The 13135-nt window shown below is 66.9% G+C and carries 15 protein-coding genes and 1 tRNA gene; 4 read left to right on the forward strand and 12 right to left on the reverse strand.

What is annotated here, in order from left to right:
- Nucleotides 1–13: 13 nt before the first annotated feature.
- From ykgO to Q0996_RS01815, 4 genes are all read right to left on the reverse strand, one after another.
- On the reverse strand, nucleotides 14–139 hold the full coding sequence (gene ykgO, locus Q0996_RS01800) for a type B 50S ribosomal protein L36 (protein WP_142895287.1): 126 nt from the start codon (nucleotides 137–139) through the stop codon (nucleotides 14–16).
- Nucleotides 140–296: 157 nt separating this feature from the next.
- Nucleotides 297–1253, reverse strand: coding sequence for a methyltransferase domain-containing protein (locus Q0996_RS01805; protein ID WP_299615387.1), 957 nt, complete (start codon nucleotides 1251–1253; stop codon nucleotides 297–299).
- Nucleotides 1254–1585: 332 nt separating this feature from the next.
- Nucleotides 1586–1660 (reverse strand) — tRNA-Val (locus Q0996_RS01810).
- A 149-nt stretch (nucleotides 1661–1809) separates the two neighbouring features.
- Complete coding sequence (locus Q0996_RS01815) at nucleotides 1810–2169, reverse strand: response regulator (RefSeq protein ID WP_299615389.1); 360 nt, start codon at nucleotides 2167–2169, stop codon at nucleotides 1810–1812.
- Nucleotides 2170–2465: 296 nt separating this feature from the next.
- On the opposite strand from Q0996_RS01815, the gene Q0996_RS01820 reads away from it, so the two are divergent.
- Together Q0996_RS01820 and Q0996_RS01825 are read left to right on the forward strand one after the other, a co-directional pair.
- The gene (locus Q0996_RS01820; RefSeq protein ID WP_299615391.1) at nucleotides 2466–3359 is read left to right on the forward strand and encodes an N-formylglutamate amidohydrolase; all 894 of its coding nucleotides are present in this window, start codon (nucleotides 2466–2468) and stop codon (nucleotides 3357–3359) included.
- A gap of 405 nt (nucleotides 3360–3764) precedes the next feature.
- Nucleotides 3765–4385 carry a lytic transglycosylase domain-containing protein gene (locus Q0996_RS01825; RefSeq protein ID WP_299615393.1) on the forward strand — a complete coding sequence of 207 codons (621 nt, stop codon included), beginning with the start codon at nucleotides 3765–3767 and terminating at the stop codon, nucleotides 4383–4385.
- 12 nt (nucleotides 4386–4397) lie between these two features.
- Here Q0996_RS01825 and Q0996_RS01830 read toward each other — a convergent pair whose 3' ends face one another.
- The gene (locus Q0996_RS01830; RefSeq protein ID WP_299615395.1) at nucleotides 4398–4784 is read right to left on the reverse strand and encodes an ankyrin repeat domain-containing protein; all 387 of its coding nucleotides are present in this window, start codon (nucleotides 4782–4784) and stop codon (nucleotides 4398–4400) included.
- Nucleotides 4785–4904: 120 nt separating this feature from the next.
- On the opposite strand from Q0996_RS01830, the gene Q0996_RS01835 reads away from it, so the two are divergent.
- A complete protein-coding gene (locus tag Q0996_RS01835; RefSeq protein WP_299615397.1) occupies nucleotides 4905–6086 on the forward strand; it encodes an aminotransferase class V-fold PLP-dependent enzyme in 1182 nt (393 codons plus the stop codon).
- Between the two features lie 65 nt (nucleotides 6087–6151).
- Nucleotides 6152–7336 (forward strand): FAD-dependent oxidoreductase, encoded by a 1185-nt coding sequence (locus Q0996_RS01840; RefSeq protein ID WP_299615399.1) that lies wholly within the window; start codon nucleotides 6152–6154, stop codon nucleotides 7334–7336.
- Between the two features lie 82 nt (nucleotides 7337–7418).
- On the opposite strand, the gene Q0996_RS01845 is transcribed toward Q0996_RS01840, so the two are convergent.
- The 7 genes from Q0996_RS01845 to Q0996_RS01875 form a co-directional block, all read right to left on the reverse strand.
- A complete protein-coding gene (locus Q0996_RS01845) occupies nucleotides 7419–8324 on the reverse strand; it encodes a hypothetical protein (RefSeq protein WP_299615401.1) in 906 nt (301 codons plus the stop codon).
- Nucleotides 8325–8497: 173 nt separating this feature from the next.
- On the reverse strand, nucleotides 8498–8824 hold the full coding sequence (locus tag Q0996_RS01850; protein WP_299615403.1) for an NIPSNAP family protein: 327 nt from the start codon (nucleotides 8822–8824) through the stop codon (nucleotides 8498–8500).
- Nucleotides 8825–8890: 66 nt separating this feature from the next.
- On the reverse strand, nucleotides 8891–9250 hold the full coding sequence (locus Q0996_RS01855) for a hypothetical protein (protein WP_299615405.1): 360 nt from the start codon (nucleotides 9248–9250) through the stop codon (nucleotides 8891–8893).
- A gap of 3 nt (nucleotides 9251–9253) precedes the next feature.
- The gene (locus Q0996_RS01860) at nucleotides 9254–10108 is read right to left on the reverse strand and encodes a MaoC family dehydratase N-terminal domain-containing protein (RefSeq protein WP_299615406.1); all 855 of its coding nucleotides are present in this window, start codon (nucleotides 10106–10108) and stop codon (nucleotides 9254–9256) included.
- Nucleotides 10105–11229 carry a CaiB/BaiF CoA-transferase family protein gene (locus Q0996_RS01865; protein ID WP_299615407.1) on the reverse strand — a complete coding sequence of 375 codons (1125 nt, stop codon included), beginning with the start codon at nucleotides 11227–11229 and terminating at the stop codon, nucleotides 10105–10107. Before Q0996_RS01865 ends, Q0996_RS01860 begins: the two co-directional genes overlap by 4 nt.
- Complete coding sequence (locus Q0996_RS01870) at nucleotides 11226–11867, reverse strand: glutathione S-transferase family protein (RefSeq protein ID WP_299615409.1); 642 nt, start codon at nucleotides 11865–11867, stop codon at nucleotides 11226–11228. The genes Q0996_RS01865 and Q0996_RS01870 overlap by 4 nt, the downstream gene beginning before the upstream one ends.
- An 8-nt stretch (nucleotides 11868–11875) precedes the next feature.
- Nucleotides 11876–13036, reverse strand: coding sequence for an acyl-CoA dehydrogenase family protein (locus Q0996_RS01875; RefSeq protein ID WP_299615411.1), 1161 nt, complete (start codon nucleotides 13034–13036; stop codon nucleotides 11876–11878).
- Nucleotides 13037–13135: the final 99 nt, after the last annotated feature.

Consider the following 13135-nt stretch of genomic DNA (forward strand, 5'->3'; position numbering starts at 1 on the left):
CGGCCAGCGGCGATCAGCCCTGACGGGCCTTGAACCGTGGGTTCTTTTTGTTGATCACGTAAACGCGGCCACGGCGCCGGACCACCCGGCAGCCCTTCTCCCGCAGTTTCGCGGTCTTCAGAGAGTTAACGACCTTCATTGTCTTGTCCTTTACCGCCGCGCCACAGGCGGATTGGGCGCGGAAAGCCGGGAAAATAGGGATCGCTTCGGCGGCTGTCAAGCGCGGGGGAGCCGGCCGCGGCAAGGTTCCGGCCTAGCCCCCGGGCGCGCTTCGGCACGGCCCATCAGACCGCAGGCTACCAGTCGGACAGCAGCTTCTCCGCGTTCTTCTTCAGGGCGTGGAAGCGGCAGAGCTTCAGCACCCCCGCCTCGATCGCCCGGGTCCGCCGGGTCCAGAGCTCGACCGCTTCGGAGATGGCATGAGAGGTCGGCGGGTCTAGTTCGCGCCCCTTCAGGCTGGAGAGGAAGTCCGACCAATTGGCGGTGATGATCTTATAGACCTCGTCGGTGATGTCTTCCTTGATCCGCACGTCGAGCTGGGCCTCGGTGAGGGCCTCCTCGTACTGCTTCTTGGTCCAGGGATGGGGCGGCACCGGTTCGCCGCGCATCCAGGCCTGGAGCTCTCTGGCGGGCGCGCCCTCGGCGACCACGTAGTCGGTGAACAGCAGTTGGCCGCGGTGCTTGATCATGTTGATGATCTCGATCAGCAGGCGTTTCTTGTCCTCCACCAGGTAGAGCGCTTCCTTGGAGAAGACGCAGTCGATGGTGGATTCATGGAACTCGTAATGGTCCGGATCGAAGTAGTGGACCGGCGCCCGCTTGCCGAGCCCGGCCATAGTGGAGAGGTTCATGCCGGCATCGGCGATTTCCCGGTCCGACTCCAGGCCCGTGATCCAGATGTCGAAGTGCTCGGAAATGGCCCTCGCGGGGCCGCCAAGGCCGGCGCCGACATCGATCACGGTGAAGGCCGGATCGAGAGCGAAGGGCTTCACCAGTTTGAGGATGTAGGCGGGATCGCCGGGGCCGGCCATGCCCTTGCCCCAGATCTCCTGCATGATCTCGATGCGCTTGGATGCCCATTCGGGGGAATCGTAGCGGACCTTGTCCTGGGAGAGGTCGCCCATCTCATAGGGCGTGCGCTGCTTCTCGCGAACCGTAAGCTCGTGGCCGTCCCACCAGGCCTTGAGCCGCATCCAGAAGGGAATGCGAACCTTGGGTGCTGCTCCTTCGGCCGTATCGGCGGATTGAGCCATGGATTTCCTTCGCTCGGCTGGCGAGAAGCCGGAGATTGCGGGCAGCCCGGACTACGGGAAACCTGCCCTCATTAACCTCTGATAGCGGGAATTCCTTACGTGACCCTTAAATCCCGGGGCGAACCATGCTCCTAAGGCCCTGAATCACGGGGATTTGACGCCACTGCGCAAGCCGCAGTTGCGCAGCCGGCTGCGCGAGTCGCCGCTGAGGATTCCGGAGCGGAAGGGAGATAGCTGGAACCGGTCCGCCTGCGCCGAGGCTTCGGCGGACACTCCTTCGCCCAAGGTGCGGTTCCGGGTGGCCTGCCACCCGAAGCCCGCAGGGCGAAGGGTGGTGGGCGTACCTGGGATTGAACCAGGGACCTCCTCGATGTCAACGAGGCGCTCTCCCGCTGAGCTATACGCCCTTCAGGCCGGTTCGAGGGGCCACCCTTGCGGTGTCCGGGAGTGCCGACCCAGGTCCGCCGGGGCAGCCGCCGCCGGGGAGGAGGCGAAGTAGCATCATCGCCGGGCTTTTTCAAGGCCGGCTTCGCGCCCGCACCAACCCGGCCCCGCGTCACGCGGTGAGCATGGAATCCACCTCTTCCACCAGGTGGCGCAGATGGAAGGGCTTGGAGAGAATGCGCGCGCCCCGCGGCGTCTGGTCGCGGTTTTTCAGGGCGACGGCGGCAAATCCGGTGATGAACATGACCTTCAGGCCCGGCTGCAGCTTGGCCGCCCGGCGCGCCAGCTCGATCCCGTCCAGCCCGGGCATGACGACGTCCGCCAGCAGCAAGTCGGCGCGAAATCCGTCCAGGGCCTCGATGGCATCGAGGCCGTCGCCCACGGCGACCACATGGTGGCCCGCCTTGCGGAGCGCCTTGGCGAGGAATTCCCGCATCGAGGCATCGTCTTCTGCGAGAAGGATTTGCGCCATAGACCCGTTCTGGCTTTCGCGCGGAGTGCGCGGTTGATGGAATCGACCCGGAAAGCGCCCCAAATGACCACCGCCTCGCGAAGATCAGTGCCGCGGACCGTGGATTCAGTCGGGACCCTTGGGGCCCATGGTATCGCCCCGGGTCCCAAGGAGAGCTTAATGGCAGGAGGACAGGCTGCAAAGCCGCCAATGAAACTGCGTCTCCTTCGCGCATGACAGAGGCAGCGCGATCCCCTAGAACTGAGACTGAGACGAGCATCTGAGAGCGACTTCCAGAGAGCCAGGTCCGGAGACCTATGGACGCCATTGCGCCCAGCGCCCAGGCAAACAAGACATACGAGATCCTTTGGCCGCAGCGCCAGACGCTGCCGCTGGTCTTCGCATCCCCCCATAGCGGCTGTGACTATCCGCCGGAGTTCCTGGCCTCCTCCTGCCTGGACCCGCTGAGCCTGCGCCAATCCGAAGACAGCTTCGTCAACGAGATCTTCGGCTGTGCGCCGGAGATGGGGGCGCCGCTCATTCACGCCCTTTTCCCGCGGGCCTTCGTCGATCCCAACCGGGAGCCCTATGAACTGGACCCGGCGATCTTCGACGGCGAGTTGCCGGCCTACGCCAACACCCGCTCGCCGCGGGTCGCCGCCGGCCTCGGCACCATCGCCCGGGTGGTTGCCAACGGGGCCAACATCTACAAGCGCAAGCTGAGCCTCGCGGAGGGGCTGGAGCGAATCCGGACCTGCTACTGGCCCTATCACGAGGCCCTGCGATCCCTGGTGGAGCAGACCAAGGAGCAGTTCGGCCACTGCATCCTGATCGACTGCCACTCCATGCCCTCGGCGGGCAAGCTCGGGCAGGCCCGGGCCGCGGGCACCCGGGTTGCCTTCGTCCTGGGGGACTGCCACGGCACCAGTTGCGCCCCCGCCATCACCGGCACCGTCGAGCGTATCCTGCTGCGCAAGGACTTCCAGGTGATGCGCAACAGCCCCTATGCCGGGGGCTTCGTCACGCGCCACTACGGCAAGCCCGATGCCGGAACCCACAGTCTCCAGATCGAGATCAACCGGCAGATCTATATGGACGAGGCGCGGATGGAACGGCGCCCGACCCTGCGGGCCCTGTCCGACGACATGCGCGATGTGGTGGCCGCCCTGGGGGCACTGGAGCCGCGGCGGCTGCGCCAGGAGCCGGCCTGAGGCGGCCGCTGCCCGCACGTAACCCGGAAGCCACGCGAAAAAAGGGCCGCGACGAGTCGCGGCCCAAGTTTAGGGAGGAAATGCCCTATGGAACTGCGATAGGGAGCGCCCGAGGGCGTTTCCATATCGCAGTGCACAATATGCGCCCACCCCAGGCGGAATGCAACCGCCATTTCCTCAATTCATTGATTTACATACAAATTTCTTTTCAATGTCATGCTGCGGTTAATCAGTCCGCGCTAATTCTTTTGCATCGCACAATTGTGACGGTGCCTCCACGCCAGGGTTTCCGCCGCATGGCACGGGGATTGCTGAAATTCGGGCATGAGAAACCGCAACTCACAGGTGCCGGACCACCCCCCAAAACGCCGTTCAGCGTGGCTTTTCGCCCCTCTAGTGGTGTTTTTGCTAGCCCTGTCCGGGCCCGCGTCGGCCACCGACAGCCCCGCAAACCCGGGCATTCAGGTCGGGGAGACCGCTTGGACCCTCTGCCGCAGCAGCGCCCAGGCCGCCGAACGGGGCCATGACCTGCCCCCCTTGCTGCTGACGGCCATCGCGCAGACCGAATCGGGGCGCTGGCATGCGGAGCGCCGGGAAAGACTTGCCTGGCCCTGGACCGTCATGGCCGAAGGCAGGGGACAATTCCTGCCCAGCAAGCAGGCCGCAATCGAGACCGTCCAGGCGCTGCGCGCCCGCGGCGTTCAGAACATCGACGTGGGCTGCATGCAGATCAATCTCTACCACCACCCCGAGGCCTTCGAGGATCTGGAGCAGGCCTTCGACCCCGCCCGCAACGCCGGCTATGCCGCTGCCTTCCTGGCGGACCTCCGCCGCGAGGCGCGGTCCTGGACCCGCGCCGTGGGCCACTACCATTCGCGCAGCCACCTGCGCGCCAACAGCTACCGGGTCAAGGTCTTCCGCGCCTGGCGGGCCGAACGGCACCGCGCCAACCGCGAACGCCGCGCCATGCTCAAGGCCCAGCGCGACGCCGAGAAGACGGCGAGGCTGCGCGAAACCAAAGGATAGGAACCAGCGCCTCTAATCCAGGCGCCCGGCGAGCAGGGCCCGAACCTCGTCGACCGCGCCGCTCCACTGCGCCCAGTCGTGGGGACCCTGGCCCCATTTGTTGCGCAGTTCGGGGTCGGCGCCGCTGCCCAGAAGCAGACGAACGGCCTGAACGTGCCCCCGTGCCGCTGCGGCCATCAGCGGCGAATTCCCGGCATCGCTGGCCGCATTGACCTCGGCGCCGCGGTCCAGGAGCAGGCCGATGCAGTCCTCCGCCCCCCGCGCCGCGGCATGAAACAGCAGGCCCTGGCCCCAGCGGTCGCGCGCCGAGATGTCGGCGCCACCCTCCAAGGCCGCCATCAACCCGGCCGCATCGCCCTGCCGCGCCAGGCCCAGCAGCGTCTCGCCGTCAACGCTCATCTCATCCCACTCCCCTGCACTGCCGGCTTGCCAAGCAAGCCCTCAATCCTTCTAGTAGCGTCCATCTAGTACCGCCTTTCTCGTAGCGCGCAAAGCGGCGGTGCAACAAGGGGAGCGGGAATGATCGATCTGGCAAAGGTGCGGCAGGAAACGGCGGCCTGCGAGAGCGTTCTGCATTTCAACAACGCCGGGGCGGCGCTGATGCCGGACCGGGTGGTCGCGCGGCAGGTCGACCACATCCGCCGCGAAGCGGAAATCGGCGGCTACGAGGCGGCGCGCGAAGCTGGGGCAGAAATCGAGGCGGTCTACAGCTCCATCGCGCGCCTTCTGAACGCCGCGCCGGACGAGATCGCGCTCATGGAAAACGCGACCCTCGCCTGGAATGCCGCCTTCTTCGCCTTCGACTTTCAGCCGGGCGACCGCCTGCTGACCGGCGAGGCGGAATACGCCAGCAACTACCTGAACTACCTGAAGCTGGCCCGCAGCCGCGGCTTGGTGGTGGAGGCCATCCCTTCCACCGAGGAGGGGGAGCTTTCGATACCGGCGCTGGAAGAAGCCTGTGCCAAGCCGGGCGTGAAGCTGATCACCGTCACCCACGTGCCCACCAACGGCGGCCTGGTGAACCCGGCGGAAGAAATCGGCCGCGTCGCCCGCGCCCACGGCATTCCATTCCTGCTGGATGCCTGCCAGTCCGCCGGGCAGATCGATCTGGACGTTGAGAACCTCGGCTGCGACCTGCTCTCGGTGACCGGGCGCAAGTACCTGCGCGGCCCGCGCGGCAGCGGCTTTCTCTATGTGCGCCGCGATTTCCTGGATCAGGTCGAACCGCCGGTCCTCGACCTGCGCGCGGCCAAGTGGGTGGAGCCGGGGCGCTATGAACTGCGCCCCAACGCCAAGCGCTACGAGAACTGGGAGTTCAACTACGCCGCCGTGCTGGGCCTCGGTGTGGCCGTCGACTACGCCCTCGACTTGGGCCTGCCGGCCATCGAGGCGCGGGTCGCGGAGCTTGCGGCGGGCCTGCGCGCACGCCTCGCCGAGGTCCCCGGCGTCACGGTGCAGGACATCGGCCGGCGGCGCTGCGGCATCTGCAGCTTCACGACGGAGAAGTTGCCGGCCGTCGAGATCCAGCAGCGTCTGGAAGACCAGCGCATCAACACCTCGGTCAGCGATCCCAACTCGACGCTGTTGGACGCCACCAAAAGGGGCCTGCCGGACGTGGTCCGAGCCTCGGTCCACTACTACAACAGCGAAGAAGAACTGGACCGCTTCACAGCGGCGGTCAGGGCTCTTCTCGATGCCTGACGGCTGATCACCGCGGAGACTGACCCTTGGATCGGCGCCTCTTCCTTCGCGGGCTCGGCAGTGGTTTGGCCCTGGCCTTCACGCCGTGGCAGGCCGCGGCCTCCGAAGGGCGACAACCTCTGGGCTACATCCGAACCAACTGGAGCCGCGACCCCTTCTCTTACGGGTCGTACTCATACATTGCCAAAGGCGCGGGGCGCGCAGACATTCGCGCGCTGGAAGCCCCGGTTGACGGGAAGCTCTTTTTCGCCGGCGAGGCGGTTCATCCGCACTACAACGCCACGGTCCACGCCGCCCACGAGTCGGGCCGGCGAACGGCCGGTCTGGTCTTGGAGAAGGATGTCCGAACGGTCGCCATCCTCGGCGCCGGCATGAGCGGCCTGTCCGCCGCACAGCGGCTGGCGGGCAAGGGACTCGCGGTCACCGTCTTCGAGGCCCGGGACCGGATCGGCGGGCGGGTCTGGACCGACGGGCGCCTCGGGCTCCCCCTCGATCTGGGGGCCAGTTGGATCCATGGGATCGAGGGCAATCCCCTGATGGCGCTGGCCGACTCGCTGGGCCAGGAGCGTGTCAGAACCGACGACAGCTATGTCATCCGAGGCCGGGGCGGACGCATCATCGAAGATGACGAGGTAGCGGACTGGTTGGAGAACGTCGTCCTCGTTCAGCACAGCGCAGGCGCCGACGCGGAGCAGCTCAACCTCTCGGCCTACCGGCACGACGAGGATTACGATGGCCCGGACGTGAAGTTTCTAAACGGCTATGCCCCGATTTTCGACGCGCTGAAGGGAGACTACGCCATCGCTCTTTCGCAGGCGGTTGACCGGATAACCCTCAGCGCAGACGGTGTCTCCATCGGCCTGAGCGGTGCCGGCACCAGGATGTTCGACGCCGTCATTGTGACCGTGCCCCTGGGCGTCCTGAAAAAAGGTGCCATCCGCTTCGATCCGCCTCTGCCGGCGCGGAAAACGCGGGCCATTCAGCGTCTCGGCATGGGCACGCTCGACAAGGTCTACCTTCTGTTCGACCAGGCATTTTGGGACGATGCCGCGACCTGGATTGTCACGCCGGAAAACGATCTACCGCGCGGACAGTTCAATCAATGGCTCAATCTGCACAGGTATCTCGGCCGGCCGGTCATCATGGCGTTCAACGGTGGCCCGCCGACGCTGGCCTTGGCCGACCTGCCGGACGAGGAGGTGATTGGCAGAGCGGTTCAGACCCTGCGCATCGCCTATCCCGAGCCATGAACGAAGATCCGCCGTGCGGCGGCCCCGCGGTCTGTCACCTCCTGATGACCGCGCGGGGCCGCCCCAGCAAGGCGGTCCTGCCTTAGACCGTTTCGGTGACCTTGACCTTGGCCGCGCCCGCAGGTTCCGGCCGCCGAAGCGGATCGGGAGCGGACGGAGACCGTCCGCGGCGCGGCGGCTGCCCGAAGAGCAACGAGTCACAGCTCACCCGGTAGCGCGCGTGGGAGAGCAGTCCGTAGAAGCCGCCGCGGTACAGCGGGAAGGTTACGACCTTGCCGTCGAGCCGCGCCCCGGCAATGGGTTCCCAAAGCAGTGTCTCAGGGTTGAAGGCGACCACGGCGCCCTCGAACTCGGTCAGGCGGCGCAACTCGTTGGGCGAAAGGCGCCAGCTCGCATGGATCGGATGAGGAAAGTGCAGGTCGTCGTGGCCGATGGCGATCATTCGGATGTCGCTGTCGAGTTCGTCGGGAAAGAACGCGATATCCGGGCCGTCCGGGTTGAAGTCCACCAGCACCTTGTCGGAGCCCGCGGCGGCTTTGCCGGCGCTGGTCAGCACCAGGCGGCCGTCCGCGTGACAGCCCTTGGGAACGATGCTCACCGTCGACGAGGAAAGGCACTCCAGGTTCACCTTGTTCGAGTCCATGGTGTTGCCCGTATTGCCCACCTCGATCACGCGGGCAAAGACCTCGATCTCGGATTCCCCGCTGTCATCAAGGCCGCCAGAGACTTCGCAATCGCAGTTGCACGACAGGGATTCGTCGAGCTTGACGCGGAACTTCCCCTTGTTGGGCACCGGAACGGAAATCGTCTGCTGCAGCAGCTCGTCGTTTATGTCGTAGATCTCGAGGTTGAACCTCTCAGTGCCGTTGCGGGATGTGCCGCAGACCACCACGCGAATGCGCAAAGGGGTGTTCCGATCGCAGCTCGCAACCACGAGCCGGCCTTTGGTCACCACCGACGTAAACTTGATCGCCATCATCTCCTCCAAGCGATTGAGTCGATGCGGCGGTTCGCCCCACCCGCAGGCCGCCGCCGTTCGTTGCCGATTGGTCAGATTTACGGACCGGCGCGCAGGTTTGGACGCTCGGCAAAAGGGATTACCCCTTCTGCTCCCGCCGGCCTTTGGGGGCCGGCAAGGCGGAGATGTCGAAGAGAGACCCGCTAGCGCTTCGGCGGGTCGTAGAAGTCGACGGGCGTCATGAGCTTGTTGGTCTGGGAGATCAGGGCGCCCAGCTCGGCGGCGCGCCGCAAGTAGTCCTGCCAATCCGGATCGGCCTGCATGGCCGCACGCCGCGCCTCCCGGTCGCCGGCGTTCTCATAGACCCAGATGTGGACGTACTCGTTGGGATCGCCAGTCTCGGTGCGCAGAAACGCCACCGGCTGGCCCAGGTGTCGGGTCTGTGCCGGCTTGCCGTACTTCTCATAGACTTCGAACTGGGCCTTCAGCGTGCCCGGCCTCACCCGGTAGGTCCGCACGTCCAAGAGCATCTTTGTTCTCCCTTCGATTGCTTGTTCGCTGTTCGGTCATCGACGCCCTGGCAGGGTGGCATTGCGCTATCCCCAATCCAGGTTCACCGACATGCAGTTGGCGCAGAGCAGCGCACCGCGGGGCATCGGATGACCGCAGTAGTGACATGCATCCGGTTCCCCGCGCAGATGCAGGACGATGGCCTTCGCCTCCCGGTCGCCGCAGGGCAGCGCATCTTTCAAGTAATCCATGGCCGCCACCGGGTTCGACCGCCTCAGTTCGGCGACCTCCCGGCGCTGCGCATCGGAAAGGGGCTGGCAGAGCAGCACCGGGACACCGCACTGCGGGCAAACAACATGCGGCCGGCCCGCCAGATCGAACTCCTCATAGGCATAGCTCTGATCGCGATAGTCTTCGAGCTTGCGTGGCGTCATCTTCCGCGGCATCGGTCAGTTCCACTCCACTTCGCCGTCCATGGCGAGATAGCCATCGGGATCGACGACCCAGAGGGCGGCGCGGGCGGCATCGGCCTGCCGCGCGCCGCAGACTGTGAAGGGCGCGGTGTCGAAGATCGGCCGTTTGGCGCGGAAGGCGAAGCGGGTGACGCGCGCGCCCGGCTTCTCGCGGCGCAGCAGCCCCACCATCAGGGTCGCCAGCAGGGGGCCGTGGACGATGAGACCGGGATAGCCTTCCTCCTGCGTCGTGTAGGGCTGATCGTAGTGGATGCGGTGGCCGTTGAAGGTGAGCGCGGAGTAGCGGAACAGCAGCACCGGGGAGGGCACGACATCCTGACGCCAGGTGGAATCGCCAGGCGGCGCTTCACCGGGCGGCAGCACCGCACCCTTCGCCGCCGCTGCACGATAGACGATGTCATGCTCCTCGACGATACAGGGGCCATCGCCATCGGCGATGAGGTGCTCGACCGTGACGAAGGCCAACCGGCCGGAACGTCCCTCCTTCTCCGTCACCGACTTGATGGTCGAGCGGCGGGTGACTGCGGCGCCGATGGGCAGCGGCCTCGCCAAGTCGACGCGGCTGCCGGCCCACATGCGCCGCGGCAGGTCGATGGGCGGCAGGAACTCGCCGCGCGCGGCATGACCGTCGGGGCCCAAAGAAGCCGTCGGCGCCACGCCCCAGAAATAAGCCCAGTGCCAGAGCGGCGGCAGCCCATCGCCGGGGCGCAGCGGGGCCCGCGGATCGTCCAGGGTCGCCTGCAGAGCCAGCGCCCGCCCGAGGTCGATGGCATCGCAGGCCTCTTCCTGGCGGCCGATCCAGTCGGTCCAGGCGCTCGCCGCCTTGCTCATCCCGCGAACTCCGCGCGCAGAGCCGCACCGTGCTGGTCCAGGGCTGGAACGGCACCCAGCACCGGTGCGTGGCCGCGCTCTTCCGCCGGCGGCGCCACCAGATCGATGGGCCCGCCCGGCGTCTCGACGGTGACGCGGCGGAGCTGCGGATGCGCGCTCAGGTCAGCCGGGCTGTTGACGGCGCCGAAGGCGATCCCCGCCGTCTGCAAATCCTCGACCACGGCGCTTCGTGCGCTTCCGGCGAAGCGCGCCTCGATCTCCCGGTCCAGGGCCGCACGGTTGGCCACCCGGGCGCTGTTGTCACAGAAGCGCGGGTCTTCGGCCAAGGCCTCTTGCCGCAGGATCTGTTCGGCGAAGCGCCGCCACTCCCGCTCGTTCTGGATGCAGATCACGATCTCCGCGCCGCCGGCGCAGGCATAGACGCCGTAAGGCGCGATGCTGGGGTGATGCAGCCCGACCCGTTGCGGCGCCCCGGGGCCGTAGTCGTGATGCAGCAGCGGCACGGTCATCCAGTCCGCCATGCCGCTGAAGAGGGAGGCGGCCAGCGCCGCGCCCTCGCCCGTGCGCGCACGCCGCAGCAGAGCTTCCAGGATCGCCTGATAGGCGTACATGCCGCAAGCGATGTCGCAGACCGACACGCCGACGCGGCCCGGCCCCTCCGGCCGGCCGGTGACGGCAGCCAGGCCGCTTTCCGCCTGGACCAGCAGGTCATAGGCCTTCATCTGCGCATAGGGGCCGGTCTCGCCGTAGCCGGAGATGTCGCAGGTGACGAGCCGAGGATCGGCGGTCCGCAACTCGTCCGCGCCCAGGCCGAGCCGCCGGGCGGCGCCGGGGGCGAGGTTCTGGATGAAGACATCGGCCTGGGCGATAATGCGCCGGGCCAGCGCCAAGTCCTCCTGCGTCTTCAGGTCGACGGCCAGCGATTCCTTGCCCCGGTTGAGCCAGACGAAGTAGGCGCTCTCGCCCTTGGCGGCGCGGTCGTAGGCGCGGGCGAAGTCGCCCTCCGGCCGCTCCAGCTTGATGACCCGCGCGCCGGCGTCGGCCAGGCGGCAGGAGCAATAGGGCGCCGCCACCGCCTGTTCCAGGCTGACGACCAGAAGGCCTTCCAACGGCCGGGTCATGACGACTCAAGCCCCATACAGGTGTCGCGCACGCTGGGCCGCGGCAGGACGCGCGCGCACCAATCCTCCAGACTCGGTTGCCCCGCGAGCAGCCGCTGGCCTTCTGCGGTCTCCAGGAAGTAGTGGAACATCGGTGCGGCATGCGCATCGGCGAGGCTGAAACCCGGGCCGGCGAGAAAGGGCTGGTCGCCCAGCAGCGCCGCCAGTGCCGTAAGGCAGCGCTCCGCTCTCGGCACAGCGGCCGCGATGACGGCCTCATCGGGTTCGCCTTTGCTGGCGCGTCCGGCACGCTGCACGAAGATCTCCCGCACCATGGGCCAGTAACCCTGACCGTCCAGCACAGAGATCACCTGTTCCATGCGGGCCCGGGCGCCCGGGCTGTCAGGCTGCAGGGGCGGCCCGTCAAAGGCCTCGTCGATGTAGCGGGCAATGGCGCGGGCCTCGTAGAGCCTCAAACCGTCATGTTCGAAAGCCGGGACCAAGCCGAACGGCTGGCGTTGAAGCCAGTCCTCCGGCCAGTCCGATCGGTCGAAAACATCGAAAGCCTGCTGATTGAAATCGACGCCCTTTTCAAGAAAAGTGATCTTCACAATGCGTACGTAGACGCTGTAGTGGGGACCGAAAAGAAGGGGCTTCACCTACAACCTCAGTACGACCGCGGCATGCCGAGCACGTGCTCGGCCAGATAGGCGAGGATCAGGTTGGTGGAGATCGGCGCCACCTGATAGAGCCGGGTCTCCCGATACTTGCGCTCGACGTCGTACTCCTCGGCGAAGCCGAAGCCGCCGTGGGTCTGCAGACAGGCTTCCGCCGCCGCCCAGGAGGCTTCGGAGGCCAGCAGCTTGGCCATGTTGGCCTCCTTGCCGCAGCGCTCCCCGGCATCGAACAGGCCCGCGGCCCGCGCCACCATCAGGGCCGCCGCCTCGCTCTGGGCATAGGCCCGGGCGATGGGGAACTGGACCCCCTGGTTCTGACCGATGGGCCGGCCGAAAACCCGGCGTTCACTCGCGTAGGCGCCGGCCTTGGCGATGAACCAGCGGGCATCGCCGATGCATTCGCCGGCGATCAGGATGCGCTCGGCGTTCATACCGTCGAGGATGTAGCGGAAACCCTGGCCCTCCTCGCCGATCAGGTTTCCCGCCGGCACCGAGAGGGTATCGAAGAACACCTCGGTGGCAGCGTGGTTCATCATGGCGCGGATCGGGCGGATGGTGACGCCCCGGCCCACCGCTTCGCGTAGGTCGACCAGAAAGACCGACAGGCCTTCGCCCTTCTTTGCCACCCGATCCTTTGGTGTGGTCCGCGCCAAGAGCAGCATGAGGTCGGAGTGCTCGGCGCGGCTGGTCCAGACCTTCTGGCCGTTGACGATGTAGCGGTCCCCCTCGCGCCTGGCCGTGGTGGCGAGGCTCAGGGTGTCGGTGCCGCTCGTCGGCTCGGTCACGCCGAAGGCCTGCAGCCGCAGGGAGCCCTCGGCGATGCCGGGCAGCCAGCGCTGTTTCTGTTCGGCGCTGCCGTGCTTCAGCAGCGTGCCCATGGTGTACATCTGGGCGTGGCAGGCGGCGCTGTTGCAGCCGGCCTTGTTGATCTCCTCCAGGATCGCCACCCCGGCCGAGAGCGGCAGGCCGCTGCCGCCGAAGTCTTCGGGGATCAGCGCCGCCAGATAGCCGGCCTCCGTGAGGGCCCGCACGAAGGCCTCCGGATAGGCACGTTCGGCATCCAGCCCCCGCCAGTACGCGCCGGGAAACCTGGCGCAGAGGGCACGGACCCCGGCGCGGATGTCGGGGAAGGTCTCGTCGTCACTGCTCATCGCGGGCGCTAGCCTAGCGATTCACCGGCGGGCCGCAAGGGCGCGGACTCTGCTGCCGGTTCACAACCGTACACTGGCCGATTTGCTTATGCTCTGTTG

The organism is Pelagibius sp. (genome assembly GCF_028289705.1).
Lineage (GTDB): Bacteria > Pseudomonadota > Alphaproteobacteria > Kiloniellales > Kiloniellaceae > Pelagibius.

Excerpts from the sequence above, each read along its gene's own strand:
- ykgO (WP_142895287.1), bottom strand. The coding sequence starts at position 139 with ATGAAGGTCGTTAACTCTCTGAAGACCGCGAAACTGCGGGAGAAGGGC.
- Q0996_RS01805 (WP_299615387.1), bottom strand. The coding sequence starts at position 1,253 with ATGGCTCAATCCGCCGATACGGCCGAAGGAGCAGCACCCAAGGTTCGC.
- Q0996_RS01815 (WP_299615389.1), bottom strand. The coding sequence starts at position 2,169 with ATGGCGCAAATCCTTCTCGCAGAAGACGATGCCTCGATGCGGGAATTC.
- Q0996_RS01820 (WP_299615391.1), top strand. The coding sequence starts at position 2,466 with ATGGACGCCATTGCGCCCAGCGCCCAGGCAAACAAGACATACGAGATC.
- Q0996_RS01830 (WP_299615395.1), bottom strand. The coding sequence starts at position 4,784 with ATGAGCGTTGACGGCGAGACGCTGCTGGGCCTGGCGCGGCAGGGCGAT.
- Q0996_RS01835 (WP_299615397.1), top strand. The coding sequence starts at position 4,905 with ATGATCGATCTGGCAAAGGTGCGGCAGGAAACGGCGGCCTGCGAGAGC.
- Q0996_RS01850 (WP_299615403.1), bottom strand. The coding sequence starts at position 8,824 with ATGCTCTTGGACGTGCGGACCTACCGGGTGAGGCCGGGCACGCTGAAG.
- Q0996_RS01855 (WP_299615405.1), bottom strand. The coding sequence starts at position 9,250 with ATGCCGCGGAAGATGACGCCACGCAAGCTCGAAGACTATCGCGATCAG.
- Q0996_RS01860 (WP_299615406.1), bottom strand. The coding sequence starts at position 10,108 with ATGAGCAAGGCGGCGAGCGCCTGGACCGACTGGATCGGCCGCCAGGAA.
- Q0996_RS01865 (WP_299615407.1), bottom strand. The coding sequence starts at position 11,229 with ATGACCCGGCCGTTGGAAGGCCTTCTGGTCGTCAGCCTGGAACAGGCG.
- Q0996_RS01875 (WP_299615411.1), bottom strand. The coding sequence starts at position 13,036 with ATGAGCAGTGACGACGAGACCTTCCCCGACATCCGCGCCGGGGTCCGT.